Annotated in this window: 24 protein-coding genes; 11 read left to right on the top strand and 13 right to left on the bottom strand. The window is 70.8% G+C overall.

Going from position 1 to position 25,650, the window contains the following annotated elements:
* Positions 1–5: 5 nt before the first annotated feature.
* The gene (locus tag ACOACQ_RS09935) at positions 6–3,116 is read right to left on the bottom strand and encodes a BTAD domain-containing putative transcriptional regulator (protein ID WP_420288185.1); all 3,111 of its coding nucleotides are present in this window, start codon (positions 3,114–3,116) and stop codon (positions 6–8) included.
* Between the two features lie 9 nt (positions 3,117–3,125).
* Entirely contained in the window at positions 3,126–3,896 is a 771-nt protein-coding gene (locus tag ACOACQ_RS09940) for an alpha/beta fold hydrolase (protein WP_420288186.1), read from the bottom strand.
* A 50-nt stretch (positions 3,897–3,946) separates the two neighbouring features.
* Between ACOACQ_RS09940 and ACOACQ_RS09945 the strand changes: the two genes are divergently transcribed.
* The 3 genes from ACOACQ_RS09945 to cimA all read left to right on the top strand — a co-directional run bounded on the left by ACOACQ_RS09945 (position 3,947) and on the right by cimA (position 7,882).
* Positions 3,947–4,348 (top strand): MmcQ/YjbR family DNA-binding protein, encoded by a 402-nt coding sequence (locus ACOACQ_RS09945; protein WP_378604577.1) that lies wholly within the window; start codon positions 3,947–3,949, stop codon positions 4,346–4,348.
* Between the two features lie 54 nt (positions 4,349–4,402).
* The gene (locus ACOACQ_RS09950; RefSeq protein ID WP_420288324.1) at positions 4,403–6,121 is read left to right on the top strand and encodes a serine/threonine-protein kinase; all 1,719 of its coding nucleotides are present in this window, start codon (positions 4,403–4,405) and stop codon (positions 6,119–6,121) included.
* A gap of 144 nt (positions 6,122–6,265) precedes the next feature.
* Positions 6,266–7,882, top strand: a complete 1,617-nt coding sequence (gene cimA, locus ACOACQ_RS09955) for a citramalate synthase (protein WP_420288187.1) — start codon at positions 6,266–6,268, stop codon at positions 7,880–7,882.
* A 9-nt stretch (positions 7,883–7,891) separates the two neighbouring features.
* Here the strand turns inward: cimA and ACOACQ_RS09960 are convergent, their stop codons facing one another.
* Entirely contained in the window at positions 7,892–8,479 is a 588-nt protein-coding gene (locus ACOACQ_RS09960; RefSeq protein ID WP_420288188.1) for a TetR/AcrR family transcriptional regulator, read from the bottom strand.
* Positions 8,480–8,574: 95 nt separating this feature from the next.
* On the opposite strand from ACOACQ_RS09960, the gene ACOACQ_RS09965 reads away from it, so the two are divergent.
* Complete coding sequence (locus ACOACQ_RS09965) at positions 8,575–9,129, top strand: NADPH-dependent FMN reductase (protein ID WP_378597348.1); 555 nt, start codon at positions 8,575–8,577, stop codon at positions 9,127–9,129.
* A gap of 25 nt (positions 9,130–9,154) precedes the next feature.
* Positions 9,155–10,579 carry an amidase gene (locus ACOACQ_RS09970; protein WP_420288189.1) on the top strand — a complete coding sequence of 475 codons (1,425 nt, stop codon included), beginning with the start codon at positions 9,155–9,157 and terminating at the stop codon, positions 10,577–10,579.
* Positions 10,580–10,690: 111 nt separating this feature from the next.
* Here the strand turns inward: ACOACQ_RS09970 and bioD are convergent, their stop codons facing one another.
* Genes bioD through bioB form a run of 4 tightly spaced genes read right to left on the bottom strand, consistent with a single transcriptional unit; the run spans position 10,691 to position 15,029 of the window.
* A complete protein-coding gene (bioD, locus tag ACOACQ_RS09975; RefSeq protein ID WP_378600206.1) occupies positions 10,691–11,401 on the bottom strand; it encodes a dethiobiotin synthase in 711 nt (236 codons plus the stop codon).
* The gene (locus tag ACOACQ_RS09980) at positions 11,398–12,525 is read right to left on the bottom strand and encodes an 8-amino-7-oxononanoate synthase (protein WP_420288190.1); all 1,128 of its coding nucleotides are present in this window, start codon (positions 12,523–12,525) and stop codon (positions 11,398–11,400) included. The genes bioD and ACOACQ_RS09980 overlap by 4 nt, the downstream gene beginning before the upstream one ends.
* Complete coding sequence (locus ACOACQ_RS09985; protein ID WP_420288191.1) at positions 12,522–13,808, bottom strand: adenosylmethionine--8-amino-7-oxononanoate transaminase; 1,287 nt, start codon at positions 13,806–13,808, stop codon at positions 12,522–12,524. The genes ACOACQ_RS09980 and ACOACQ_RS09985 overlap by 4 nt, the downstream gene beginning before the upstream one ends.
* A gap of 9 nt (positions 13,809–13,817) precedes the next feature.
* Complete coding sequence (gene bioB / locus ACOACQ_RS09990) at positions 13,818–15,029, bottom strand: biotin synthase BioB (protein WP_420288192.1); 1,212 nt, start codon at positions 15,027–15,029, stop codon at positions 13,818–13,820.
* Positions 15,030–15,113: 84 nt separating this feature from the next.
* Here bioB and ACOACQ_RS09995 point away from each other — a divergent pair, with 84 nt between their 5' ends.
* Entirely contained in the window at positions 15,114–15,614 is a 501-nt protein-coding gene (locus ACOACQ_RS09995) for a TetR family transcriptional regulator (protein WP_420288193.1), read from the top strand.
* Between the two features lie 7 nt (positions 15,615–15,621).
* The gene (gene zwf, locus ACOACQ_RS10000) at positions 15,622–17,106 is read left to right on the top strand and encodes a glucose-6-phosphate dehydrogenase (protein ID WP_378600220.1); all 1,485 of its coding nucleotides are present in this window, start codon (positions 15,622–15,624) and stop codon (positions 17,104–17,106) included.
* A gap of 2 nt (positions 17,107–17,108) precedes the next feature.
* Here zwf and ACOACQ_RS10005 read toward each other — a convergent pair whose 3' ends face one another.
* Genes ACOACQ_RS10005 through ACOACQ_RS10020 form a run of 4 tightly spaced genes read right to left on the bottom strand, consistent with a single transcriptional unit; the run spans position 17,109 to position 20,877 of the window.
* Positions 17,109–17,567, bottom strand: coding sequence for a hypothetical protein (locus tag ACOACQ_RS10005; protein WP_420288194.1), 459 nt, complete (start codon positions 17,565–17,567; stop codon positions 17,109–17,111).
* An 18-nt stretch (positions 17,568–17,585) separates the two neighbouring features.
* On the bottom strand, positions 17,586–19,091 hold the full coding sequence (locus ACOACQ_RS10010) for a flavin-containing monooxygenase (RefSeq protein ID WP_420288195.1): 1,506 nt from the start codon (positions 19,089–19,091) through the stop codon (positions 17,586–17,588).
* Positions 19,088–19,945: an SDR family oxidoreductase gene (locus tag ACOACQ_RS10015; RefSeq protein ID WP_420288196.1), complete on the bottom strand. Its 858-nt coding sequence runs from the start codon at positions 19,943–19,945 to the stop codon at positions 19,088–19,090. Before ACOACQ_RS10015 ends, ACOACQ_RS10010 begins: the two co-directional genes overlap by 4 nt.
* Positions 19,942–20,877, bottom strand: a complete 936-nt coding sequence (locus ACOACQ_RS10020) for a patatin-like phospholipase family protein (RefSeq protein ID WP_420288197.1) — start codon at positions 20,875–20,877, stop codon at positions 19,942–19,944. The genes ACOACQ_RS10015 and ACOACQ_RS10020 overlap by 4 nt, the downstream gene beginning before the upstream one ends.
* 85 nt (positions 20,878–20,962) lie before the next feature.
* On the opposite strand from ACOACQ_RS10020, the gene ACOACQ_RS10025 reads away from it, so the two are divergent.
* Positions 20,963–21,616 carry a TetR/AcrR family transcriptional regulator gene (locus ACOACQ_RS10025; RefSeq protein ID WP_420288198.1) on the top strand — a complete coding sequence of 218 codons (654 nt, stop codon included), beginning with the start codon at positions 20,963–20,965 and terminating at the stop codon, positions 21,614–21,616.
* Positions 21,617–21,644: 28 nt separating this feature from the next.
* On the opposite strand, the gene ACOACQ_RS10030 is transcribed toward ACOACQ_RS10025, so the two are convergent.
* Positions 21,645–21,827 carry a hypothetical protein gene (locus ACOACQ_RS10030; protein ID WP_378600241.1) on the bottom strand — a complete coding sequence of 61 codons (183 nt, stop codon included), beginning with the start codon at positions 21,825–21,827 and terminating at the stop codon, positions 21,645–21,647.
* 246 nt (positions 21,828–22,073) lie between these two features.
* On the opposite strand from ACOACQ_RS10030, the gene ACOACQ_RS10035 reads away from it, so the two are divergent.
* The 3 genes from ACOACQ_RS10035 to ACOACQ_RS10045 are packed head-to-tail and all read left to right on the top strand — an operon-like array spanning position 22,074 to position 24,705.
* Entirely contained in the window at positions 22,074–23,093 is a 1,020-nt protein-coding gene (locus ACOACQ_RS10035) for a methionine ABC transporter ATP-binding protein (RefSeq protein ID WP_420288199.1), read from the top strand.
* On the top strand, positions 23,090–23,761 hold the full coding sequence (locus ACOACQ_RS10040) for a methionine ABC transporter permease (RefSeq protein WP_378600246.1): 672 nt from the start codon (positions 23,090–23,092) through the stop codon (positions 23,759–23,761). The genes ACOACQ_RS10035 and ACOACQ_RS10040 overlap by 4 nt, the downstream gene beginning before the upstream one ends.
* A gap of 11 nt (positions 23,762–23,772) precedes the next feature.
* Positions 23,773–24,705 (top strand): MetQ/NlpA family ABC transporter substrate-binding protein, encoded by a 933-nt coding sequence (locus ACOACQ_RS10045; RefSeq protein WP_420288200.1) that lies wholly within the window; start codon positions 23,773–23,775, stop codon positions 24,703–24,705.
* Between the two features lie 55 nt (positions 24,706–24,760).
* Here ACOACQ_RS10045 and ACOACQ_RS10050 read toward each other — a convergent pair whose 3' ends face one another.
* Positions 24,761–25,624, bottom strand: a complete 864-nt coding sequence (locus ACOACQ_RS10050; protein WP_420288201.1) for a 3-methyladenine DNA glycosylase — start codon at positions 25,622–25,624, stop codon at positions 24,761–24,763.
* Positions 25,625–25,650: the final 26 nt, after the last annotated feature.

The following is a 25,650-nucleotide window of genomic DNA, read 5'->3' on the forward strand; positions in this document are numbered from 1 at the left end:
CCGGATCAGAGAACGCGCAGCACGGCGGCGCGGGCCTCGACCAGCAGGTCGGGTCCGCGCCGTTCGCCGTACTCGGCCTCGACGGCCGCCAGCACGCCGGGCGCGCGTTCCTCGCACAGGGCCCGCGCCCGGTTCCACTGCATCGTCGGCGCGAACCGGTAGTAGGAGAACCGGTCGGCCAGCACCAGCACCCGCACGGCGTCGTCGGCCGGCCGGTCCGTGCGGAGCAGGGCCCACAGGCCGAGTCCGAAGAGCACCAGTCCGGCCACGGGAAAGTCCATGAACGGCCGTTCCGGGTCCAGCGCGTCGAGCGCCTTGGCCGCCAGTGAGGACCGCAGGTCGGAACCGTCCCCGTCCTGCCCGTGGAGGGCGAACGCCGAGACGGCTGCGGCCTCGCCGGAGATCGCCCACGGGGTGACCTGCTCCTCCGAGCCCGGCAGGCGCATCGCCAGGCTCGCCTCGGCGGCCGCGCGGTGCAGCCGCAGGCCCTCGCCGACATCATCGAGCGCGAGCGCGAGCTCGGCGCGGGTGCGCATGATGGTGACATCACCGCCGGGCAGGCCCGTGGGCGCGATGGCGGCGAGCTCGGCGATCTGGGCGGAGGCCCCCGCCAGGTCGCCGCGGATCATGGTCGAGGTCGCCACGATCGCACGGTTCTGGACGGCGTCGTCCACGGCGCCGAGCCTCTCGAGCACCGGCAGCGCGAGCAGGGCGTGCTCGGAGGCACGCTCGGCGTCGCCGAGCTGGGCGTGCAGCTCCGCCAGCTGGGCGTTGATCATCGCGCGCCGCCAGGGGCCCTCCTCGTCGTGGACGAGTGGCAGTGCCTGACGCAGGGCGTCGAGGGCGCCGCGGGGGTCGCCGTTGTTCTCCCACTGGTGGGCGGCCCACTGCAGCGCGAGGCAGCGCACCCAGGTGTCGGGCTCGTCGATCAGGTGGGTGAGGTCGGTGGCGACACCCTCGGACTGGGCCAGGGTCACCCGAACGAGGGCTGCCAGGGCCGGGCTCGCCGTGTCGTGGCCGAGCGCCTCCAGCTGTCCGGTGAGCTGTTCGGCACCGTCGGAGCCGGTGAACCGCACGCTGAAGAGCGTGACGCACAACGCGGAGCGTGCGGTGTCGGTCAGGGCCGGCGACACCTCCCAACCGTCGAGCGCCCGGCCCACGGCCGGCGCGACGGCCATGGTGCGGAAGTGGTCACCGCTGATCGACCAGTAGCCACCCAGGGTCGCGAACAGCACGGCCACGGCGTCCTGGTCGCCTGCGGCGATGGCCTCCCGCAGGACGTCGGCGAGGTTCGTCTCCTCCTCGCGGACCCGGTCCATCGCCTCGACCTGGCCGGTGCTGAACAGCCGCCGCCCTTCACGACCTGCGAGCTCGACGGCCCACGCCTGCAGGGCATTCGCCACCTTGTCGGACTCGCCGGCCGCCTCCCGCTGCAGACGGCCGAACTCGCGGACCGTCTCGAGCATCCGGAAGCGGGTGCCGTGGTCGGTGTCGGTGACGACGATCAGCGACTGCTCGACGAGGTCCTCGACGGTCTCGAGGGCGTCGTCGCCCAGGAGGGCGCCGGCCGCCTCGAGCGTGAACCCGTCGTGGAAGGCAGCGAGGTAGCGCAACGCGCGGCGCTCGCGCTCCTCGAGCAGGTTCCACGACCAGTCGATCACGGCAAGGAGGGTCTGGTGACGATCCGGCGCGCTGCGGTCGCCGCCGCGCAGCAGTGCGAACCGGTCGTCGAGGCGCCGCGCGATCTCGCCGGGCTGCATCACGCGGACCTTGGCCGCGGCCAGTTCGATCGCCAGGGGCAGGCCGTCGAGGCGATCGACGACGGCGCGCACCTCGGTCTCGTCGAGCCGGACCCCCGAGCGGGCCGCAGCGGCACGGGTGCAGAACAGCTCGACCGCGTCGGCGGTGCCCAGGTGCGGGAGCAGGTGGACGTGCTCGGCAGCGATGGCCAGCGGCGCGCGGGTCGTCGTGAGGACGCGCAGTTCGCGCGTGGTGGCCACCAGGAACGCCACGAGGTCGGCGACGGCAGCGACGATGTGCTCGCAGTTGTCGAGAACGAGGAGGGTCGGCGCCTGGTCCAGGTGGTGGGCGATCCGGGCGCGCACGTCGGCACGCTGCTCCGCCGTGAGGGCACGACGGCCGCTGACCGAGTCGCGGACCCCGAGTGCCGAGCCGACCTCGCCCACGAGGTCCTCGGGTGTCGTGACACCGACCAGTTCGATGAAGTGCACGACCGGCTGCCCGGCGGCCTGTGCGACCGTGTGCGCAAGACGCGTCTTGCCCAGTCCGCCGGGGCCGACGATCGAGACGACGCGCGCGCTGGTGAGGAGGCCACTGATGGCGCGCAGGTCGTCATCGCGTCCGAGCAGGGGCCCGGCGCCGTACCGCACCCCCTCGCGCACCGGGCTGTCCAGCGCCAGCAGCTCACGGTGCACACGCTGGAGGTCCGGGCCGGGATCGGCACCGAGGCGATCCCGAACGGCCCGGCGGTGCTGCTCGAACCGGTGGAGTGCGGCTGCCGGGCCCCGCACAGCGGCTTCGGCGCGCAGCAGGTCGGCCAGCAGCGTCTCGTCGTCCGGTGAGCTGTCGAGGGCCGCCTCCAGCGCAGGGAGTGCTTCGGCGTGCCGCCCCGATCGTTCGAGGGCGCGGGCTCGCACCATGGCAGCTGCGTGCAGGTCGATCCGGGCGCGTCGTCGTACGTCGGCGAGGGGGCCGCGATCAGTCTCCGCGACACCGTCGGGTGCGAGGGCGAGCGCCTCCTCGGCGTGGCGGAGAGCGGCGGCCGGGTCCTCCGCCAGGGCTGCACGCGCGAGCTGTGAGCAGCGCCCCAGGTGCAGGGCATCGACCAGGGTCGGAGCGATCTGGAGCCGGTAGCCGTCGCCGTCGGTCACGAGCGTGTCCGCACCGATGGTGGACCGGACCCGCGACACCAGCACCTGCAGGGCCTTGGCCGGGTTCGCAGGAACGTTCTCGTCCCAGACCAGGTCGACCAGGCGATCGGTGTGCACGGTGCGACCAGCGTCGACCAGCGCTGCGAGCAGCGCCTGCGCGCGATCACCCGGAATCGTCCTGCCGTCCCACCGCACGCCGTCGAGGAGCGTCAGGCGGCCGGGCACATCGGCAGTCTAGGAGGGTCCGGCACACCAGAAGTCGATGAGCGCTGCGGAGACCTCGGCCGGGTGCGTCACGACCAGTCCGTGATCGGCCCCGGGTACGACGACGTCGGTGGCGCCCGGGAACCAGCCGAGCACCGTGGTCCGCACCTGCGCCCACCACGGGCCGCTGTCGCCTGCACCCACGTGCAGCACGGGCGAGCTGATCCGGCGGGCGTCCTCGGCCGTGAAGGTCCACCCCAGCAGCGCAGGAAGGTCCTGCTCGAAGAACGTGCGGGCGTCGCGACGCATCTGCGCGCGGGCGTCGGGCACGTGGGGTTCGAGCGCCGACCACCAGTCGGGCGTCGTGGTCCGGTCCCAGAAGGCCTCCAGGGCTGCGGAGGGACCTTGCTCGGCGCAGAGGGACATCAGGTCGACGCACACCCCGACGAACTCGTCGCGGTGGCTGGTGATCAGCGGTGGCGGTTCGATGAGCGTGGTGCTGCGGACCGCGGTGGGAGCCAGCAGTGCCAGTTCCAGGGCAACGGCGGCCGAGTAGGAGTAGCCGACGACGTCCACGGCCGGGAGGTGCAGGGAATCCAGCAGCGCGACGCAGTCGGCGGCATCCCGCGCGATCGTGCCCGGGAGGTCGGGGCCGTCGCCGGTGTAGCCGCGGCGCCGCGGGAGGACCCGGCGGCGTCCGGCCAGGGCAGGTTCGCTGGCCAGCGGCAGCAGCTCGTCGGCACCCAGCCCGGTCTGGATGAACAACACGGCGTCGCCGGCGCCCAGGTCCAGGAACGACATGGCCCATCGTCCCACGACCGGTGTCGGCGGAGGGTGCTTCACTGGCGGTCATGGCGCACCCGATCATGTTCAGCGACGACGACCCGGGTCTCCGCGAGCTCCGGTCGATCTGCCTGGCCCTGCCCGGAGCCGAGGAGAGGGTCAGCCACGGCCGGCCCACCTTCCGCGCCGGCAAGATCTTCGCGGCGTTCGGTGGCTCCGAGAAGCTCCGGCCGGGTGACCACCGGATGGTGCCGAGCGCCTTCATCTTCACGCCCGACAGCGTCGACCTGCCCGCCATCGACGAGGACGACCGCTTCTTCGTACCTGCCTACTACGGGCCGTACGGCGGCCGGGCCATCGACCTTGCCGCACCGGGCATCGACTGGGCGGAGATCGCCGAGCTGGCCGACGCGTCGTACCGGCGGGTCGCACCCCGGCGACTGGTGGCCGAGCTCGACGCGCGCGGCTGACGCCGCGAGGTGACGGTGAAGTCGCGCGCCGCTGGGTAATCTCGCTTCGTGACGATGCGACCCGAGAGTGGCCCGCCCACTCGGGTGGGCGACTACACCCTGCTGACCCAGCTGGGTGAGGGCGGCATGGGCATCGTCCATCTCGCGCAGGGCTCCGACGGTCGCCGCGTGGCGCTCAAGGTGCTGCGGCCGCAGATCGTCGGCGACAAGGAGGCCCGCGGTCGTCTCGCCCGCGAGGTCAGCTCGCTGACCCGGATCCGCAGTCCCTGGGTGGCCGAGATGCTCGCCGCCGACCCGTGGGCCGAGATCCCCTACGTCGTCACGCGGTACGTCCCGGGACACACCCTCCACGAGCACGTCGCGGCCGAGGGCTCGATCGAGGGCCGGGACCTGCACTGGCTGGCCGGCTGCCTGGCCGAGGGACTCGCAGCGGTCCACGCCGTCGGCGTGCTCCACCGCGACATCAAGCCCGGCAACGTGCTGATGGAGGGGCGTACGCCGATCCTGATCGACTTCGGCCTGGCGCGCGTGGCCGACGACATCCGCCTCACCCAGACCGGCTGGCTGCTCGGCACGCCCGGCTACCTCGCCCCCGAGATCCTGTACGGCGACGACGCCACCCCCGCGGCCGACGTGCACGCGTGGGCTGCCACCGTGGCCTATGCCGCGACCGGGCGGGCGCCGTACGGCCGCGGACCGGCGATGGCGATCATGGACCGCACGCGCCGCGGCCAGCACGACCTGTCCGGCATCGAGCAACCGCTGGCCGACGTGCTCGCACTGGCGCTCAACCCCGATCCGCTCGAGCGTCCGTTGCTCGAGGAGCTGCTGGCGTGGATCCGACCGTTGAGCACCCGGCCCGAGCTGCCGCCGGCACCACCGCCCGGTGGGGTGTTCGACGGGCCCGCCGCGGTCGACGACGACTTCACCCTGCCGCTCGCCCTGGCCGGGCAGGCGTCTCCGCCTGCTCCGCCGACGCCGAGGACGATCGCGGACGCCGTCCCCCCGCCGCCACCTCCTCCGCCGCCTGTGGTCGGCACCCGCGCCCTGCCGACCGAGATCGGGCCGCCTGCGGGTGCGGTGCTGCGGCCCACCGCTCCCGGACCTGCTGTCCACCTGCCACCCCCGCCGACCGCGATGGACCGGATCGAACGCGAGTGGGACCAGGCGCACGGCTTCGATCCGGACGCGCCGTTCGCGCCCCAGCCGAAGGCGCCGCTGGGGGAGCGGCTCCGGCGCTGGACGGCGATCGGTGTCGGTGCGATCGCGCTCGGTGCCGGGTTCGCCGCTGCGCCGTGGATCGCCACCCTCGTCGTGGTGGTGGCCGTGTGGTTGCTGCGCGCCGGCTCGCTGGCCGCGTCGGCGGTCGCGGATCGTCGTACCGTCCGGGGCATCAAGTGGTACGACGGCCTCCGCCTCATCACGACCAGCCCGTGGCACCTCGTGCGGGCGATCACCGGAACCGTCGTCCTGGTGGCGTGGAGTGCCGGCCTGGGACTCGCCGCCGGCCTGATCTGCTACGCACTGGCCCTCGACGTGCCGAGCACGCTGATGGCGTGCGGCGCGACCCTGGGGGTGGCGCTGTGGTCGGGGCCGGGCGCGAGCCGGTTCCGCTCGCCGATCGCGCGGGTGCTGTATCCCGTGTGCCGCCCGACGCTGCCGTGGCTGTTCTGCTGCGCGGGACTGCTGGCGGTCTCGGCAGTCCTCGGCGTGCTGGTGGCCGGCCAGGGCACCAACTGGGTCCCGTGGGCGAACGGGCCTTTCGGACTCTGACCCGGCGCTCCGACGTTTCGTGGCAAACTGGGTCCGTGACCAGCACCACGATCATTACGTAGCGCGTCCGCACGTCGGACGCGCCAGCCTCTCGTTCTCGGGAGGCTTTTGTTTTGCCCGGGTCATGACCAACAGAGGGATTCGATGAACCAGCTCGACCAGCCGCTCGACCTGCACGGCGCGTTCCACGTCTACGACACGACGCTGCGCGACGGCATGCAGCAGGAGGGTCTCAACCCGACCGTCGCGGACAAGCTCGCGATCGCCCGCCACCTGGACGGGCTCGGCGTCGGCTTCATCGAGGGCGGCTGGCCCGGAGCGAACCCGAAGGACACCGAGTTCTTCCGGCGCGCCGCCACCGAGCTGGACCTCAAGCACGCGCGGCTCACGGCGTTCGGGGCCACCCGCAAGGCCGGCATCCGCGCCGCCGACGACCCGCAGGTCGCCGGCCTGCGTGACAGCGGCGCCCGGGTGGTCACCCTCGTCGCTAAGTCCCACGTCGGCCACGTCGAGAAGGCGCTGCGGACCACGCCCGAGGAGAACCTCGCGATGGTGCGCGACACCGTCAGCCACCTGCGCGCCGAGGGCCAGCAGGTCTTCCTCGACGCCGAGCACTTCTTCGACGGGTACCGGCTCGACCGGTCCTACGCGCTCGAGGTCCTGCGGACGGCGTACGACGCCGGTGCGGAGGTGATCGCCCTGTGCGACACCAACGGCGGGATGCTCCCCGGCTGGGTCTCCGACGTCGTGCACGACGTGGTGCAGTCGGCCGGCGTGCGGGTCGGGATCCACTGCCACAACGACACCGGCCTGGCGGTCGCGAACACCCTGGCTGCCGTCGATGCCGGTGCCACGCACATCCAGGGCTGCATCAACGGGTACGGCGAGCGCACCGGCAACGCCGACCTCGTCAACGTGGTCGCGAACCTCGAGCTCAAGCTGGACCGACAGGTGCTGCCGCCCGGCCTGCTCCGCGAGGCCACCCGGATCGCGCACGCCGTCGCCGAGGTCACCAACGTGCCGCCGGCCGCGCGCCAGCCGTACGTCGGCACGTCGGCCTTCGCCCACAAGGCGGGCCTGCACGCCAGCGCGATCAAGGTCGACCCCGACCTCTACCAGCACATGGACCCCGCCGGTGTCGGCAACGACATGAGGCTGCTGGTGTCCGAGATGGCCGGTCGTGCGTCGATCGAGCTCAAGGGCAAGGAGCTCGGCTTCGACCTGTCGGACTCGCCCGACGTCGTCAACCGGGTGACCGCCCGGGTCAAGGAGATGGAGTCGCGCGGCTACACCTTCGAGGCCGCCGATGCCTCCTTCGAGCTGCTGCTCGTCGAGGAAGCCGAGGGCCGGCGGCCGTCGTACTTCCAGGTCGAGAGCTGGCGCGTCATCACCGAGACGCTGACCCACGCCCGGCCGGGCGAGGAAGCCGTCTCCGAGGCGACCGTGAAGCTCCAGGCCGCCGGCGAGCGCTTCGTCGTCACGGGCGAGGGCAACGGTCCCGTCAACGCGCTGGACCAGGCCATCCGGACGGCGATCGTGCAGGCGTTCCCGGAGATCGCGAAGTTCGAGCTGATCGACTTCAAGGTGCGGATCCTCGACCAGGGCCACGGCACCGACGCCATCACCCGGGTGCTGATCGAGACCACCGACGGCGAGAAGTCGTGGGTGACCGTGGGTGTCGGCGCGAACGTCATCGAGGCCTCCTGGGAGGCGCTGGTCGACGGCCTGACCTACGGACTGCTGCGCCACCACGTCGACTGACCGGCTGGGTCAGCCGACGACGCGTCGTACCAGCTCTTCCCAGCCGGCCATGACCTGATCCTCGGACATCTGCGCCTGGTCGAACTGCTGGCGCAGGACGGGCAGCGAGAGCGGCGCGACGAGCGCCGTGGCGAGGTAGGGCAGGTTGCCCTCGACGCCGAGCTCGGCGAGCAGGATCCGTACGTGCATGGTGACGAAGCCGGTCACGGCGTAGTTGTCGCCCCAGGTGCGGCCGGCGGCGTCGATGAGCGCACCCTGCTGGAGGTGCAGGTGCATCCGTGAGGCCCCGAAGGCCAGGAGGCGCTCCATCGGCGGTGCGCCGGGGCCCAGCGGCGCAGGTCCGCCGATGACGGCTGCCTGCCACGCCCTCTCGGCGTGGTCGAGGAGCGAGGCCATCAGGCCCTCACGGCTGCCGAAGCGCCGGAAGACGGTGCCCTTGCCGACGCCGGCCTTGGCGGCCACCGCCTCCATGGTCACGCCCTCGACGCTGCAGCCCTGGATCAGCTCGCTCGCGGCGCTCAGCAGGGCTTCGCGGTTGCGCGCGGCGTCGGCCCGCTCGGTGGGCGGCGTGGTGAGCAGGGGGAGGGGCTTGGACATGGCTCGCCCAGCCTAGGGCGACGTACCGACATCGGTCCTGCGGAAATAGTTGGCCAGCCGGGAATGAAAGCGGACCGCGGTCCGTTTCGACCCACATGACTGACTCCACTCGTATCGCCGTCCTGGTCGGCAGCCTGCGCGCCGACTCCATCAACCGCAAGCTCGCCGAGGTCCTCCGCGAGCAGGCGCCCGCTGGTGTGGTCCTCGACATCGTCGACGGGCTGGGCGAGCTGCCCTTCTACAACGAGGACGTCGACGGCGACTCCGTGCCGGCCGCCGTCACCGTGCTGCGTGAGGCCATCGCCGCCGCCGACCGTGTGCTCGTCGTGACCCCCGAGTACAACGGCACCATGCCGGCCGTGCTCAACAACGCCATCGACTGGGCCTCGCGCCCGTTCGGTGAGGGTGCCATCAAGGGCAAGCCGCTCGCCGTCGTCGGCACCTCCGTCGGCCAGTTCGGCGGCAAGTGGGCCCACGACGACACGCGTCGCTCCGCCGGTGTCGCGGGCGCCGTCGTCGTCGAGGACGTCGACCTTGCCCACGCCTACGCGTGGGGCACGGACCCGTCGGGCGACGAGGAGATCGTCGCCAAGTTCGTGTCCGCCCTCGGCGACCTCGCCGGCTTCACCCCCGAGGTCACCGCGGCCTGATCCGCACCGCCGCTAAGGTCGGGTCGTGGCCGAACTCCACGACCTGACCGCCCTCGAACAGGGGCAGTTGATCCGCTCCGGCGAGATCAGCCCCGTCGAGCTCACCGAGCACTACCTCGAACGCGCCGCGCGTCTCCCCCAGGAGTACGTCGACGGCGCGTTCGTCTTTCGTGACCCCGATGCCGCGCGGCTGCGTGCCCGTGAGGTCGCCGCGGTCGGGCCGGTGGGTGAGGGGGCGTCGCCACTGGCAGGCGTACCGACCGCGATCAAGGACCTCAACCTCACCAAGGGCGTGCCGACGGCCTTCGGGTCGCCGGCGTTCGCGGACTACGTGCCGGACGTGTCCGACGCGGTGACGCTGTCGATCGAGGCGGCCGGCATGGTCAGTCTCGGCAAGACGAGCACGCCGGAGTTCGGGTCACCCTGTTACACCGAGCCCGAGGGGCGTCCGCCCGCCGTCACGCCGTGGGACGTCACCCGGATGGCCGGGGGCTCCTCGGGTGGCGCGGCGTCGGCCGTGGCCGCCGGGCTGATCCCGGTCGCGCAGGGCTCCGACGGCGGCGGCTCGATCCGGATCCCGGCGTCGTGCTGCGGCCTGGTCGGGCTCAAGCCCACCCGTGGACGGATCAGCGGCTTCCCGATGTACGGCGACCCGGTCGGCCTCGCTGTCTCCGGCCCGATCGCGCGCACCGTGGGCGACGCGGCAGCCATGCTCGACGTGCTCGCCGGGCGCCGGGCCGGTGACCCGTCGTGGGCTCCCGAGCCGTCCGGGACCTTCCTGGCGGCTGCCGGTCGCGAGCCCGGTCGGCTGCGGATCGCCTGCTTCGACGAACCGATCGTCGCCGACATCGAGGTGCACCCCGACGTGCGGCGCGCCTACCAGTCCGCGATCGCGCTGCTGACCTCGCTCGGGCACTCGGTCGAGGGCGTGCACGTGCCGATGCCGCGGGAGGCGGTGCCGGTCTTCGAGACCTGCTGGGCGGTGCTCACCGCGCTGTCGACGGTGCCGCTGGACGCCGGGAAGCGGGGCACGCTGCGGCCGCTCACGCGCTGGCTCGGCGACCGCGGTGCCGCCATCAGCGCGCCGGAGTTCGGGCTGGCGCTCGGCCAGATGCGACGGTACGCGGCCGAAGCGCTGGTCGCCCTGGCGCCGTACGACATCGTGCTGACGCCGACCCTGGCCACGCCGCCGCTCGCCGTCGGCGCGTTGCGCAACGACGCCGACCCGGCCGCGGACTTCGAGGCGCAGAAGCGCTTCACCCCATGGACCTCGGCCTGGAACGTCACCGGCATGCCGGCGATCTCGCTCCCGCTCCACCACACGCCCGAAGGCCTGCCGGTCGGCATCATGCTCGCTGCCCGCCCCGCCGAGGAGGAGCTGCTGCTCTCGCTCGCCGCGCAGGTCGAGGCCGCCGCGCCCTGGAAGGACCGCCACCCGCCGCTCTGGTGAGGCACGAAGTGTGGCAATTGGGGGTCCGAAGTGTCAGTGGGTGGTGATGCATCGAGATCTCGATGGCCCAACACGCACACTTCGTGGGCCCAATTGCCACACTTCGTGACGTCAGGCGAACCAGCCCGGTACGGCGGCCAGGAAGTCGGGCTGGGGGAGGGAGCCGGAGTTCTCGGGGATGACGGCGACGAGCGGGACGCCGGTGATCCGGGTGAGGTCGGTGCGGTTGCACTCCTCGGCCAGCGCCGGGTGGTCGGGCCACGACCCGATGACCAGCCCGGCCGGCTCGACCTGGCAGGCGCGGAGCGCGGTCACGGTGAGCTCGGTGTGGTTGAGCGTGCCGAGGCCGGCCCGGCACACGACGAACACCTCGACGGGGGAGGAGACGGTGTCGCCGGTACGTCGCCGCAGGGCGAACGTCAGGTCCCGCGCGATGTCGAGCAGGGTGCCGCCCTCGGCATCCAGCCGGACCAGCAGTCCGCCGGCGCCCTCGACCAGCACGACGTCGTACGACGGCAGGAGGGTGCGGATGCGCGACACGTGCTCCCGCACGGTCGGGATCGCCACACCCTGGCGGCGTGCGGCGGTGTCGGGCGCGAGGGGCTCGTCGAGGGAGACGAGCTCGAGCACCTCGACGCCGCTCAACGCGGCCACGGTGGCGGTGTCGTGGGGATCCGGGTCCGTGCCGCCGACGCCGGTCTGGACCGGCTTCACCACGAGCACCCGGTTCCCCGCAGCGGCCTCGCGCGCGGCCAGGGCGGCCGTCGCGACGGTCTTGCCGACCCCGGTGTCGGTGCCGGTGACGACGACGACTCGGGTCACTGGTGTTCCTTGACGAGGGCGACGAGGGTCGCGACGGCGCGCGCCCAGTCGTCCTCGGGGATGCCGGCGCTGGCGGTGATCCGCAACCGCGAGATCCCGTCCGGCACCGACGGCGGACGGAAGCAGCCGACACGCAACCCGGCCTCCAGTGCAGCAGCCTGGGCGGCGACGGCGGCCTGCGGCGACGACATCGGGACCGACAGCACGGCGCCTGCCGGAGCGACCACGCCGAGGGCGTCGGCCAGGTCGGCGACGCGGGTCCGGACGGTCTGCGCCAGCTCGGGGCGCGCGACGATCTCCCGCAGCGCGGCCAGCGCGCCAGCAGTCGGTGCAGGTGCCAGGCCGGTGTCGAAGATGAACGGGCGCGCCCGGTTGACCAGGTGCTCGCGCACGGCGGCGGAGCCGAGGACCGCTCCACCCTGGCTGCCCAGCGACTTCGACAGGGTCGCCGTGACCAGGACGTGGGGGAGCCCGGCGAGCCCGAGCGTGGCGACGAGTCCCGGCCCGTGCACGCCCACGCCGTGGGCTTCGTCGACGATGAGGAGGGCGTCGTACTGCTCGCAGAGGGCGGCAAGCTCGCCCAGCGGAGCGGCATCGCCGAGGACGGAGTAGACCGACTCGACGAGCACCATCGCCCGTTCTCCGGCTGCCTCGGCCGCGACCAGGCCGGCGCGCACCGCATCGACGTCGCTGTGCGGCACCACGGTCAGCTGGGCGCGCGACAGGCGCACCGCGTCGACGAGCGACGCATGGATGTGGGCATCCGAGATGACCCGCGTGGTGCGGTCGGCCAGGGCGGTGACGACGGCCAGGTTGGCGTGGTAGCCGGTCGAGAACACCAGCGCAGCGGGCTGTTCGAGGTAGGCAGCCAGCTCTGCTTCGAGCTCCGCGTGCACGACCAGGGTGCCGGTCACGAGACGCGAGGCGCTCGCTCCCGAGCCCCAGGTCAGGGCCGCGTCGGCTGCGGCGCGGGAGACCGCGGGGTCGCGGGCGAGGCCGAGGTAGTCGTTGCCGGCGAGGTCGATCGTCGCGTCGTCGGCGGCACGCGCGCGGAGCCGTCGCGTCAGTCCTGCCAACTCGCGCCCCGCGGCTTCGGCGTCCAGCCACTCACTCCAGCGACTCATCCGGCACGCACCGCCGCTCCGATTCCGGCGACGAGCTGGTCGAGCTCGTCGTTGTTGATGACGTACGGCGGCATGGCGTAGACCAGATCGCGGAACGGTCGCAGCCACACGCCGGCCTCGATGGCCGCGTCGGTGGCGGCGACGACGTCGACGGGGTGGTCGAGCTGGACCACTCCGACTGCCCCGATCGTGCGCACGTCGCGGACCCCTGGCAGCTCGCGCAGGGGAGCCAGTCCGGCAGCCAGTCGTGAGCCGATCCGGTGCACTTCTGCCTGCCAGTCCTGGCCGAGCAGCAGGTCGATCGACGCGCTGGCCACGGCGCACGCCAGCGGATTGCCCATGAACGTGGGGCCGTGCATGACGACGCCGGACTCGCTCGCCGAGATGCCGCGTGCCACCGCGTCGGTTGTCACGACCGCGGCGAGGGAGACGTAGCCGCCCGTCAGCGCCTTGCCGACGCAGAGGATGTCGGGGGTGACCAGCTCGCTGACGAACAGGTGGCCGGTGCGGCCGAAGCCGGTCGCGATCTCGTCGAACACCAGCACGAGGCCGTGCTCGTCCGCGACGTCACGGAACACTTGCAGGCACTCGACGGCGTACGGCCACATCCCGCCGGCACCCTGCAGGAGCGGCTCGACGATGATTCCGGCCAACTCGTGGTGGTGCTGGTCGGCGATGTGTCGAAGCGTCGTGGCCCAGGCTGCGATCTCGGCCTCGCTGGCGTCGTACGCCGGCGGCTGGGGTGCGAACACCTGCTGGGGGAGCAGTCCGGCCCACATCGCGTGCATCCCGCCGACCGGGTCGGTGATGCTCATGCAGTCGAACGTGTCGCCGTGGTAGCCGCCGAGGACGGTCAGCATCCGCGTGCGGTCGGGGCGGCCGACACCGCGCTGGTACTGCAGCACCATCTTCATGGCGACCTCGACCGACACCGATCCGGAGTCGGCGAGGAACACCCGCTCCAGCGGCTCGGGCGTGATCTCGACGAGCCGACGGCCCAGGGCAACGGCAGGCTCGTGGGTGAGTCCGCCGAACATCACGTGGGAGAACGCACCGACCTGGTCGACGACAGCCGCGTCGAGCACCGGGTGCCGGTAGCCGTGGATCGCCGACCACCACGACGACATCCCGTCGACGACCTCGTGGTCCTCGCCCAGGGTCAGCCGAGCGCCCGAAGCCCCCGTCACCAGCCGCACTGACGTCGGCTCGGTCATCGACGTGTAGGGGTGCCACAGGTGCTCGCGGTCGAACGCGAGGGTCTTGGTGGCAGCCAGGGTCGTCATTCGGAGGGCTCAGGCGTTCGCAGGGACCTCGGTGCCCGCACCGCGCTGGCGGATCACCGGCTTGTGGTCATCGGCGACGTCGCCGGGAGCCTCGTCCGAGAGCCCCGCCGCGCAGCCACCGCAGCTCGTACCGCAACCGGTCGTGGCCGAACCGCACGGCGTGGTCGCCACCGCGTGGGCCGCAGCAGCGGAGGAAGGCGCGTTGAACACATCGTCGAAGGTGCCGTCGTTGAAGGCGTTCTCCTGGCCGAGGATGACGAAGCCGTTGTCGCGCATCATCTCCAGGTCCGACTTCGCGTCCTGGCCCTCGGAGGTCAGGTAGTCACCGAGGAAGATCGAGTTGGCGACGTGCAGCGCGGTCGCCTGCAGGGTGCGCAGGTGCATCTCGCGGCCGCCGGCGATGCGGATCTCCTTGTCGGGGCACACGAAGCGCGCCATCGCGAGGATCTTCACGCAGCGGGTGGGGGAGAGCTCCCACGTGTTCTCGTACGGGGTGCCGTCGAACGGCATCAGGAAGTTGACCGGGATCGAGTCCGAGCCGAGCTCCTTGAGCGCGAAGAGCGCCTCGACGAGCTGCTCGTCGGTCTCGCCCAGACCGGCGATCAGGCCGGAGCACGGCGACAGGCCGGCGGACTTCGCCTTGCCGATGGTGTCCACCCGGTCGTCGTACGTGTGGGTCTGGACGATGTTGTCGTGGTTGGACTCGGCAGTGTTGATGTTGTGGTTGTAGGCATCGACGCCGGCGGCCTTGAGGCGCTCGGCCTGGCCGTCCTTGAGGAGTCCCAGGCAGGCACAGACCTCGACGCCGTCGTACTCCTCCTTGAGGGCCTCGGTCATCTCGACGACCTTGTCGATGTCGCGGTTCGACGGACCGCGGCCCGACGAGACCATGCACACCCGCGAGGCGCCGCCCTTGAGGCCGGCGCCGGCCTGCTTGATCGCGTCGTCCTTGGAGAGCCAGGAGTACTTCAGGATCGGGGCTTCCGACCCGATGGCCTGCGAGCAGTAGTTGCAGTTCTCGGGACACAGGCCGGACTTGAGGTTGACCAGGTAGTTGACCTTGACCTTGTTGCCGAAGTGCTCGCGGCGCAGGCGGCCGGCGGCGGCGACGATCGACATCAGCTCGAAGTCGGGTGCCTGGAGCACGGCGAGCGCGTCGGCCTCGGTCGCGGTGCCACCCTCGAGGATGCGGGTGGCCAACTGGTCGAACTGCGCGCTCATGGGTCTCCTTGACACGGTAGGTTGAACAGAGAGTTGAACACTGTTCAGGTGGTCAGGATAAGCGACAACGGCAGGAGGCGCCACATGGGCTATCGACGCGGCGAGATCGTCGACCGGGCGATCGCCTTCCTCGACGACGTCGGACTCGACGCGCTGTCCATGCGCAAGCTGGCCGCCGACCTCGGGATCCAGGTGGGTGCGCTCTACCACCACTTCGAGAACAAGGCTGCCCTGTATGCCGCGGTCTCCGACGAGATCCTGCGCCGCGGCCGTCGACCGGCCGAGATCGTCGCGTGGGACGCGGAGCTGAGCCTGCTGTGTGCCGAGCTGCGCGACGCGATGCGCCGCCACCGCGATGGTGCCGCCCTCATCGCCCAGGTCCATCGGTACGACGCCGAGGTGCTCGAACGTCCGATGCGCTCGGCGCTCGAACGTGGCGGTGCGGACGACCACCTCGCCCGTGTCGGTGCGCGGACCCTCGTCCGGCTGACCCTCTCCCACGAGGCCGACGACGCCGACGACTTCAGCCTCGCGCTCGGCCTGGTGCTCGACGGGTTGCGCCACCGGCTCTCGTCACCCTCGTGATGGTTCGATGGCGTTAAGGTCCTCGAAACATCTGGGAGGCACTGTGGACGACATGGCGATGAATCCAGTGACGGTCGTGCTCTTCGGCGCGACGGGGGACCTGGCGCGACGCAAGCTCCTGCCCGGGCTCCTGCACCTCTTCGAGACCGGGCTCATCCCGGACCTGCAGATCGTCGGCACCTCCCTCGACGACCACACCACCGAGACGTTCGTCGCCTTCGCCCACGAGGCGTCGACGGAGTTCTCCGGCACCGACGGCGACATGGCCGCGTGGCCGGAGTTCTCGAAGCGCCTGCACTGGGCGCCCGGCGGGGAAGGTGCAGCCGGACTGCGCGCCGCGATCGACAAGGCCGAGGCCGGCGCCCAGGGCGATCGCACCCGGCTGCACTACCTCAGCGTGCCGCCGAAGGCCGCGCTGTCGGTGGTGAAGACCCTCGAGGACGCCGACCTGGTGCGCGGCAGCCGGATCATCATGGAGAAGCCGTTCGGCGTCGACCTGGCCAGTGCGAAGAAGCTCAACGGCGAGCTGCACAAGACGTTCGACGAGTCGCAGATCTACCGGATCGACCACTTCCTCGGGAAGGAAGCGGCCCAGAACATCCTCGCGTTCCGGTTCGCCAACGGGCTCTTCGAGCCGATCTGGCACCGCAACAACATCGACCACATCCAGATCGACATACCCGAGGAGCTCGGGCTCGACCAGCGCGCGAACTTCTACGAGTCGACCGGCGCCTACAAGGACATGGTCGTCACCCACCTGTTCCAGGTGCTGGCGTTCATCGCGCTCGAGCCGCCGACGGCGCTCACGCCGCACGCGATCAACGAGGAGAAGAACAAGGTCTTCCGGTCGATGCTGCCGATCGACCCGGCGGACGTCGTACGCGGTCAGTACCAGGGGTACCGCGACATCCCCGGCGTCGCGTCCGAGTCGGAGACCGAGACGTTCATCGCGCTCAAGTGCTACATCGACAACTGGCGCTGGGCGGGCGTGCCGTTCTACCTCCGCACCGGCAAGCGACTGGCCGAGGGGGCGCGGATCATCTCCATCGCCTTCAAGGAGCCCCCGAAGTCGATGTTCCCGAAGAACTCCGGCGTCGGCGAGCACGGCCCCGACCACCTGACCTTCGACCTCGCGGACAAGGCGAAGATGTCGCTGTCGTTCTACGGCAAGCGGCCCGGTCCCGGCATGAAGCTCGACAAGCTCTCGATGCAGTTCGCGATGGGCGACACCACCTGGGCCGGCTCCGTGCTGGAGGCCTACGAGCGGCTGATCTACGACGCCGCGCGCGGCGACCAGACGCTGTTCACGTCCGCCGAGGGCATCGAACGCCTGTGGGAGGTCTCCGAGCCGCTGCTCGAGAACCCGCCGGTCGTCCGGCCCTACCGCCAGGGCAGCTGGGGACCGAACCAGATCCACCAGCTCATCGCGCCGTACGCCTGGCGACTGCCGTTCGAGCGGCAGTGGCGCGACCCGAACACCCTCGGCAGCTGAGCTCAGCCGAGCATCGGCGACGGATCAGCGAGGCCGACCGAGGACCAACCCAGCCGCTCGGTGCCCGCGAACCACTCGACGATCACGCCGGTCTCGACCCTTTCGGTCGGGAATTCCTTCACCCGTGGCCGGAGTACGACGGATCCCGCTCCGGCCTCGAGCACGCCCTTCGTCGGCGGGCTGGTCTCGGTGACCGGCTTTCCGTCGACGAGGCGGATCACGACGAAGCGAACGCGCACGGACTGCTCGCCGGTGCTCGCGGGGGAACGGCTGACGTCGATCACCGGCTCCGCGGTCCACGGCGTCGGCGACGTGAAGCTGCCGGGTCTGCCGTCACGCGTGAGCGGCACCACCTTCTCCGGGGTGCTGAGGATGATGAGGACAGCAAACCCGACGGCGAGCGCCGCCGCGACAGCAAGCTGGATCCGTTCCCGGAGAGGTGGGGCATCAACGTCGTCCATGCGGACACTCTGTCGCTTTCAGGTGGTGCTGTACGCGTAATCCTCCAGCGGGAACCGGACCGCTTCGCGGTGGGCGGACACCGTCGACGTGGGGCGCAGCAGCACCGCCTCGCCGTGCGGGTTGAAGTAGTAGCTGCGTGAGGTCGAGCAGTCGCCGGCGTTGAACACCGAGTTGCCCATCAAGCCGGTCATCCGGTCGAGGAACTCCTCGTTCGCCTCCTCGGAGACCTCGAACACGTCGGCACCGCGCTTCTTCATCGCCTTCAGCAGGCGTGCCATGTGGGCCATCTGCGTCTCGATCGTCGTGAAGTACGACAGCCCGGAGTAGGAGTACGGGCTGTTGAGCGAGAAGAAGTTGGGGAACTTCGGCACCGTGATGCCCTCGTAGGCGCTGAACCGGTTGTCCCGCCACCACTTGCCGAGGTCGCGTCCGTCGCGCCCGATGATCTCGATCGCCGGGAAGTTCACGTCCCACAGGTTGAAGCCCGTCGCCAGGACGAGCACGTCGAGGTCCGCCCGGCTGCCGTCGATGGTGACGATCCCGGCGGCATCGACGTGGTCGATGGTCGTGGTCTCGAGGTCGACGTGCGGCTTGGTGAACGTCGGGAAGTAGGTGTTGCTGAACGTCGGGCGCTTGCACCCGAAGTCGTAGTCCGGAGTGAGCTTCGCGCGGAGCTCGCGGTCCTTGACCTGGCTCTTCAGGTGCCGCTCGCACACACGCTTGCCGATCCGGTTGGCCCACGGCAGGTCCTTGAAGTGCAGGACACCGGCGACCATCAGCAGCTCGAGGATGGTGGAGCTCACCAGCCGGGTCGCCTTCTGGGTCAGCGGGACGGTCGCGAACGCGCCGCGCACGATGCCGGGAACCGGGCCGTCCAGCTTCGGGCTGACATAGATCGGGGTGCGCTGGTAGACGGTGAGGTGGTCGGCGACCTTGGCCAGCTCGGGGATCAGCTGGACCGCGGTCGCGCCGGTCCCGATGATGCCGATCCGCTTGCCCTCGAGGTCGATGTCGTCGTCCCAGCGGGTGGTGTGGACGACGTCACCGGCGAAGTCCTCGATGCCCGCGATGTCCGGCATCTTCGGCTGCGAGAGGAAGCCGGTGGCCGTCAACAGGAAGCGCCCGCGGACCGTCTCGCCCCCCTCGAGGGACAGCGACCACGTCGAGCTGTCCTCGTCCCACAGGGCGCCTTCGACGACCGTGCCGAAGCGCATCATCTGGCGCAGTCGGTACTTGTCCGCGACCGTCTCGGCGTAGCGCTTGAGCTCGGCGCCCGGCGCGAACAGCCGCGTCCAGTGCGGGTTCGGCTCGAACGAGTAGGAGTACGTCGACGACGGGATGTCGACGGCCAGGCCGGGGTAGCGGTTGACGTGCCAGGTGCCGCCGAGGTCGTCCTCGCGCTCGAGGATCACCAGGTCGTCGTACCCCTGGCGGAGCAGCTCGATGGCCGCGCCGATGCCGCCGAAGCCGGCCCCCACGATCACCGCGTCGTGGACGTGGGCTGCTGCGTTCTGCTTGCTCATCGAGAGCTCCGTTCGGTGGTGTTTTCACTGGCTGCGTCGAGGCGCGCGGTGTAGGCGGCGCGCGTGGTGTCGTTGGCATGCAGGGCACGGTCGTCGCGGACGACCCGGCGGATCCGGTCCATCACGGGCACCGGGACGAGCTGGGTGCCGATCGACAGCGCCCCGACGTAGCGCGGGACGGCGATCTCGGCAGCGCGGTTGCTGACCGAGTCGAGGACCGCGTTGGCGATCCGGGCCGGGGTCACCTTCGGGATCGGCTTCATGTCGAGGCCGGAGGAGAGATCGGTGTCGACGGCCGAGGGCAGGACGGCGGTCAGCGTGACGCCGTAGGGCGCCATCTCCAGGCGCGTCGCGGCCGTCAGCCCGACGACGGCGTACTTGCTCGCGTTGTAGACCGCGAGCCCGGGCACAGGGAACTTCCCGGCGAGGGAGGCGACGTTGACGACGTGTCCGCGGCGCCGCTCGGTCATGCCGGGCAGCACCCGGCGCATGCCGTTCAGGACGCCGAAGACGTTCACCTCCATGGTCAGCCGGTCCACCGCGGTGCTCTGCTCGAGGAAGGCGCCGTTGGGCATCACACCGGCGTTGTTGACCAGCACGTCGACCGGGCCGTGCTCGGCCTCGGCAGCCGTGATGAAGGCGTCGTACGACGTCGCGTCGGCGACGTCGAGCAGGTGGGCCGAGGCGCCCGTCTCCTGCGCTGTTGCCTTCGCGACGTCGAGGTCGAGGTCGCCGAAGGACACCCGGGCGCCGCGGGCGACGAATGCCTCGACGGTCGCGCGGCCGATGCCGCGGGCACCGCCGGTGATGATGACGTGGGCGTCCTTCAGGTCGATGCGAGCGGGACGGGTCATCGGGCCACCTCCGGGGTGTTCAGGCTCTGGCTGACGAGGTCGGGCGCCTGGGCGCGGGCGACCTCGCGGACGTGCTCGCGGCGCGAGCGATCCATGAAATTGGCGCCCATGGCGGCGAGGTCCGCCGCCGTGGGCTCGATGCGGGTGACCCGCGCCCCGGCGTGGATCAGGGCCTCGACCTCGTCGTCGACGCGGCGGGTCATCGGCTTGCGCAGTGCGCGCTCGAGTCGCTGCAGTCCGCGTGCGGGAGCGCCGCCACGGCTCGACATCGGGGCGACGATGACGACCTCGTCGATCCGGCCGTCCTTGACGGCGGGAAGGAGCAGGTCGGCGGAGGTCGGGGAGACGGTGCCGCCGTCGAGGTGCGGTCGTCCTGCGATGTCCACGGGCGGGAACCAGCCCGGGATCGCCCACGAGGCTGCGATCGCCTGGCCGAGCCCGGCGCTGGGGGAGTCGGCACGGCCGAGCGGGACGCGGTGGCCGGTCCGGGCGTCGGCCGCGACCAGCCAGGTGTCGGGGTGGTCGACCCAGCAGCCGGGAGCGAGCGCTTCGCCGAGTCGGACCAACCAGTCGGCGTTGCCACTGCCGCGGGGCAGGAGGCCGGCGATCCCGGCGAGCCGGTCCACCTTCCCGGTCAACCCGGCGCGGGCGAGCCCGAGTCCGGGCAGCCCCGGTCGGGGGAGTCCGGGCAGCGAGCCGGGAGCGCCTGGCGAGTGCAGGTGCGAACGCACGCGCGGATCGGACTCGGAGGCGATCGCCTCAGCGGTGATCCCCGCACCCAGCATCGCGACGAGCTCGGCACCCGCCGACGTACCGACGAGGACGTCGGCGGTCCGTGGGTCCCAGCCCTGGCGCTCGAGCTCGGCCAGCACCTCGGCCGTCCAGGCGAACCCGAGCGTGCCTCCGCAACCAATGACCAGTGCGCGCCCCATCGAACCCCCTGAAAAGTAAAACGGAATGGAATGTCAGTTCCGGAATCTATCGTCAGATCTGGTTCGAGGCAATAGGGTGTCCGTCATGACAGCAGGCGCGGAGGCCAGGGGTTCGGCTGCTGTGCGCGCGCCCTCCCGCCTCGAGCTGCGCAAGGCGCAGACCCGCCGCGAGATCATCGACGCCGCCTTCACCTGCTTCGCCGAGCAGGGCTATCACGCCACGGGCATCGCCGACATCGCTGCGCGCATCGGCATCGGCCACGGCACCTTCTACCGCTACTTCGAGAACAAGCGCGACATCGTCGAGCACGTCATCAACGACCTGATCGAGCGGATCGTCGAGACCCTGGGAGCCGAGAACGCGCCCGACGCCGTCGACACGCTCGAGGACTACCGTGCCCAGTCGTCGCGGATCGGCGAGGGACTGGCGCGGATCTTCAGCCAGGACCCCCGCGTCCCGCAGCTGCTCCTGTCGGCAGCGGGCATCGACGACGCGATGCGCGAGAAGATGCTCGACCTCTTCGACCTGACCACCCCGCTGACGGCGGCGTACCTCGTCCACGGTGTCGAGGGCGGCTACCTGCGCAGCGACCTCGATGTCGAGTCCACGGCGCAAGCCATCAACGGCATGATCCTCGGCTCCATCCTCGCCGCACTGCGTGACCCCACGCCCGAGCGCCAGGCCCGGCTGAGCGCCGCCATCCGTGCCGTCATGTACGACGGCATCGCGGCCCACTGACGCTGGGCGCAGGTGGCGTCAGGCGGCGTCAGGCGGCCATGTCCCGCAGGGCGTACTCGCCGACGGCTGCCCTGCCCCGGCTGGTCCACCGGAACACGAACACGCCCCGGTCGACGTCGAGGTAGAGGTCGAGGGCCATCGTGGCGAAGCGCTCGAGGAAGAGCGGCGCGTACTTGTCCACGAAGTCGATCGGTTTCGCCTTGCCGGGCATGAGGTCCTCTCGGGTGTGGCTCGGTGTTCGCAGGCACTCGCTGCGACGGGCTCCTTGAGAGGCGTATCGGCAGTACCGAGCCTGAATTGAGTTCTGGCGCGACGAACCGGTCCACGGTGACAGGTCTCCCTGATCGGGGGATCGGTCGAGCCGACCCCGAAATGTGACCCACGACTCTCGCCCTCGCAGCAAAAGTCCATAAAGTCAGTCGAGTAACATCGGTAACTCGAGTGGGGGAAGCTCCGGATGATCGAAATCGCCGGACTGGCGAAGTCCTATGGCGCGACGACCGTGCTGGACGGCATCGACCTGACGGTCGGCGAAGCGCAGATCGCTGCGGTCGTCGGGCCGAGCGGTGCAGGCAAGAGCACGCTCGCCCGCTGCATCAATCTCCTCGAGCGGCCGACCAGCGGCACCATCGCCGTGAACGGCCAGGACCTGACCCGGTTGTCACGTCGGGACCTGCGCCAGGCGCGTCGCCAGATCGGCACGGTCTTCCAGTCCGCCAACCTGCTCCGCCGGCTGACCGCCGCCCAGAACGTGGCCTTGCCGATGCGCCATGCCGGTGTCTCCGATGCAGAGATCCGTGCGCGTGTGGCCGACCTGCTGGATCGCGTCGGCATGCTGCATCGCGCCAACCACTACCCGTCGCAGCTCTCCGGGGGACAGCGCCAACGCATCGGCATCGCCCGCGGGCTCGCCCTCCAGCCAGCGGTTTTGTTGTCCGACGAAGCCACCTCGGGCCTGGACCCCGACACCACGCGCTCGATCCTCGACCTGCTCACCGACCTCCGCGACGACCTCGGCGTCACGATCCTGGTGATCACCCACGAGATGGACGTGGTCCGCGCCATCGCCGACGTGGTCGCCCAGCTCGACCACGGCCGGATCATCGAGCAGGGTCCGGTCGCCGACGTCGTACGACGAAGCGACTCGCCGCTCTCGAGGGCACTCCTGCCGATGCCGCCCGTCCCCGCCGACGCCGGCCTTCGCCCGTGGAGCGTGCGGTACCAGCACGAGCAGGTCTCGCCGGTGTGGCTGGCGAAGGCCGGTCGCGAGCTCGACACCGACATCGCCGTCCTCGCGGCCCTGGTCGAGGCCGCGGGGGAGACCCGCGTCGGTCGGCTCACGCTCGGTCTCGATCCGCGCCTGGACGACCGTCGCGTCATCGAGGTGCTGGCCAAGCACGGTGTCGTCGCCGAGCCCGTCGATCGTGCGGTGCTCCGCCCGGTGCCGGCGGCCGCTCACGAGGAGGGCGTGGCATGACCGTCCTGCTCGGCACCCCGTGGCCCGACGTACCCGACCTGATGCTGCCGGCCCTCGGCGAGACCTTCCGCATGGTGCTCGTCGTGATGTCGGTCGTCGTCCTCCTCGGCGGCCCGCTCGGCCTCGTCATCTTCAACACCTCGCCGCTCGGGCTCACGCCCCACCGCGCCGTGCACGTGTCGATCAGCTGGATCGCGAACCTCGGTCGGTCCCTGCCGTTCCTCGTGCTGATGGCTGCGGTGATCCCGGTGACCAAGCTGGTGTTCGGCACGACGATCGGCTTCAAGGCGGCGCTGATCCCGATGTCGATCGCCGGCATCGCGTTCTTCGCCCGGCTCACCGAGGGCGCGGTGCGCGACGTACCGCGCGAGCTCCTCGACGTCGGCCTCGCCGCAGGCAGCAGCAAGCGCCAGATCATCACCTCGATCCAGCTGCGCGAGGCGCTGCCCGGCCTGGCCGGCGGCCTGACGCTCAACGTCGTCGCGATGATCGAGTACTCCGCCATCGCGGGCGCGATCGGCTCCGGCGGCATCGGCTATCTCGCCGTCAACTACGGCTACCGACGCTTCGACGACAACATCATGATCGCCTGCATCGTGCTGCTGATCGCGATCGTCCAGCTCATCCAGTTCTCCGGTGACCGGATCGTCCGGGCTCTCACCCACTGAAAGGAACCAGCATGTCCACCACCCAGCAGCCCGGTAGGAAGACCATCGAGGAGGCGAGCGACCTCATCGACCTCGGTGGCGCCCGCAGGAAGTGGCTGTGGCCCGCCGTCGGCGCGGTCGTCGTCCTTGCCCTGGCCCTCTTCCTGGTCTTCAAGTTCACCGGCGACGACGAGAAGACCGTTGCGGGCAGCCACTTCGGCAACGACTTCGAGATCGCCTACCAGGCGAGCAGCGCCAGCGAGAAGGCCTTCCTCGACTACCTCGACAAGGAGATCGCACCCGACTACGGCGTGACCATCAAGGGCGTCGGCATCGAGGACGGCAACCAGCTCGACCAGGCCACCGCAGACGGCAAGTACATCGCCAACATCTACCAGCACAAGCACTGGCTCAAGCAGGTCACCGACGCGACCGGCATGAAGCTGTCGGCGCTCGGCGAGGTCTTCCAGTGGTCGTACTCCGTCTACTCCAGCAAGTACGCCTCGCTCGATGAGCTGCCGAACGGCGCCGAGGTCGCGCTCCTCAACGACCCCGCGAACACCGCCCAGGCACTGTGGATCCTCGAGCGCGCCGGCAAGCTGACCTTCAAGGACGGCGTCGACCCGTGGGCCGCCACCGAGCAGGACATCGACGAGAACATCGGCGGCTACAAGTTCACCTACATCGAGTACGGCGCCGGCCCGCGCACGCTCGACTCCGTGGACGCGGTCATCGACTACAACATGTCGTTCGTCGACGCCGGCACGCCTGAGAAGTTCCGCATCTTCGAGCCGGACGCCCCCAAGGAGTTCGCCGGCCAGCTCGTCATCGGCAGCGAGTACGCCGACGATCCGCAGGTCGAGAAGCTGAAGAAGGTCTTCTTCGACGAGCGCGTGCAGCCCTACCTGGCCGAGAACACGGACCCGAACCTGTCGGGCCAGCTCGCCCCGGTCTCGGCCGACTGACCGCAACGACAACTCGTCCGCGCTGGGCACGCACCAGTTGAGTGCCCAGCGCGGGCTAAGCCGGTTCCAGCAACCGCTCGCACTCGGCGACCAACCGCTCCCGCAGCGGCGCACCCCGCTCCGCGAACCGGCGCTGCGCGTCGACGTACTCGGCCTTGCCCTCGGGGGTCTCGATGCGGACCGGGTCGAAGCCGAGGTCCGCGAGGTCGTACGGCGCCGCACGCATGTCGAGCGTCCGGATGTCCCACGCGAGCTCGAAGCAGTCGGCCACCAGGTCCGACGAGATCATCGGCGAGAGCCGGAACGCCTGCTTGTAGAGGTCCATGCCCGCGTGCAGGCACCCGGGCTGCTCGAACGACGGCCGGTCGGAAGGCCCGGGGGAGAGCGTGTTCAGTGGCCGCGCGGGCGGCGTGAAGAAGCGGAACGCGTCGAAGTGGGAGCACGCGATCCTGTGCTCTGCCACGACCTCGTCGGTGCCAGCGGGCCCGAGGCGCAACGGCCAGTCCGCGTGCCGGGTCTCGTCCTCGGCGAGGCGATAGACCATCGCCCACTCGTGCAGGCCGAAGCAGCCGAAGTGCGGGGCGCGTCCGGCGGTGGCCGACAGCAGGCGGTGGAGGGACTCGATCAACGTCCGCTGCGAGGCGACGTACGGTCCCGAGACGGTTGCTGCGCAACCTCCTCGACCAGCGGACGTCCCGTAGCCCTTGAGGCCCGCGTACTCCTCGCCATCGCTGAGTACGACGCCGTACCCCGGGTGCCAGCGCCGCAGCTGCGCAGGCCGGTGCGAGTAGTAGGTGAACAGGAAGTCGAACACCGGGTGCTTGACCCCGGTGTCGCGCCGGACGAGGTGCGGGGCGACGTACCCATCGATGCGCGCGGCGTGGGCCCGGGCCCGCTCCTGCCATTCCTCCGCATTCACGACGAGCAAGCCTAGGTCGATAGTCT

It is taken from the genome of Nocardioides sp. CPCC 206347, from assembly GCF_048654605.1.
Classification (GTDB): domain Bacteria; phylum Actinomycetota; class Actinomycetes; order Propionibacteriales; family Nocardioidaceae; genus Nocardioides.

Excerpts from the sequence above, each read along its gene's own strand:
- ACOACQ_RS10020 (WP_420288197.1), bottom strand. The coding sequence starts at position 20,877 with ATGGGGCGCGCACTGGTCATTGGTTGCGGAGGCACGCTCGGGTTCGCC.
- bioB (WP_420288192.1), bottom strand. The coding sequence starts at position 15,029 with ATGAGCGCGCAGTTCGACCAGTTGGCCACCCGCATCCTCGAGGGTGGC.
- ACOACQ_RS09960 (WP_420288188.1), bottom strand. The coding sequence starts at position 8,479 with ATGTCCAAGCCCCTCCCCCTGCTCACCACGCCGCCCACCGAGCGGGCC.
- ACOACQ_RS10010 (WP_420288195.1), bottom strand. The coding sequence starts at position 19,091 with ATGAGCAAGCAGAACGCAGCAGCCCACGTCCACGACGCGGTGATCGTG.
- zwf (WP_378600220.1), top strand. The coding sequence starts at position 15,622 with ATGGCGTTAAGGTCCTCGAAACATCTGGGAGGCACTGTGGACGACATG.
- ACOACQ_RS09940 (WP_420288186.1), bottom strand. The coding sequence starts at position 3,896 with ATGTCGTTCCTGGACCTGGGCGCCGGCGACGCCGTGTTGTTCATCCAG.
- ACOACQ_RS10015 (WP_420288196.1), bottom strand. The coding sequence starts at position 19,945 with ATGACCCGTCCCGCTCGCATCGACCTGAAGGACGCCCACGTCATCATC.
- ACOACQ_RS09945 (WP_378604577.1), top strand. The coding sequence starts at position 3,947 with ATGGCGCACCCGATCATGTTCAGCGACGACGACCCGGGTCTCCGCGAG.
- ACOACQ_RS09965 (WP_378597348.1), top strand. The coding sequence starts at position 8,575 with ATGACTGACTCCACTCGTATCGCCGTCCTGGTCGGCAGCCTGCGCGCC.
- ACOACQ_RS10025 (WP_420288198.1), top strand. The coding sequence starts at position 20,963 with ATGACAGCAGGCGCGGAGGCCAGGGGTTCGGCTGCTGTGCGCGCGCCC.
- cimA (WP_420288187.1), top strand. The coding sequence starts at position 6,266 with ATGAACCAGCTCGACCAGCCGCTCGACCTGCACGGCGCGTTCCACGTC.
- ACOACQ_RS09950 (WP_420288324.1), top strand. The coding sequence starts at position 4,403 with ATGCGACCCGAGAGTGGCCCGCCCACTCGGGTGGGCGACTACACCCTG.
- ACOACQ_RS10030 (WP_378600241.1), bottom strand. The coding sequence starts at position 21,827 with ATGCCCGGCAAGGCGAAACCGATCGACTTCGTGGACAAGTACGCGCCG.
- ACOACQ_RS09995 (WP_420288193.1), top strand. The coding sequence starts at position 15,114 with ATGGGCTATCGACGCGGCGAGATCGTCGACCGGGCGATCGCCTTCCTC.
- ACOACQ_RS10040 (WP_378600246.1), top strand. The coding sequence starts at position 23,090 with ATGACCGTCCTGCTCGGCACCCCGTGGCCCGACGTACCCGACCTGATG.
- ACOACQ_RS09985 (WP_420288191.1), bottom strand. The coding sequence starts at position 13,808 with ATGACGACCCTGGCTGCCACCAAGACCCTCGCGTTCGACCGCGAGCAC.
- ACOACQ_RS10045 (WP_420288200.1), top strand. The coding sequence starts at position 23,773 with ATGTCCACCACCCAGCAGCCCGGTAGGAAGACCATCGAGGAGGCGAGC.
- ACOACQ_RS10005 (WP_420288194.1), bottom strand. The coding sequence starts at position 17,567 with ATGGACGACGTTGATGCCCCACCTCTCCGGGAACGGATCCAGCTTGCT.
- ACOACQ_RS09980 (WP_420288190.1), bottom strand. The coding sequence starts at position 12,525 with ATGAGTCGCTGGAGTGAGTGGCTGGACGCCGAAGCCGCGGGGCGCGAG.
- ACOACQ_RS10035 (WP_420288199.1), top strand. The coding sequence starts at position 22,074 with ATGATCGAAATCGCCGGACTGGCGAAGTCCTATGGCGCGACGACCGTG.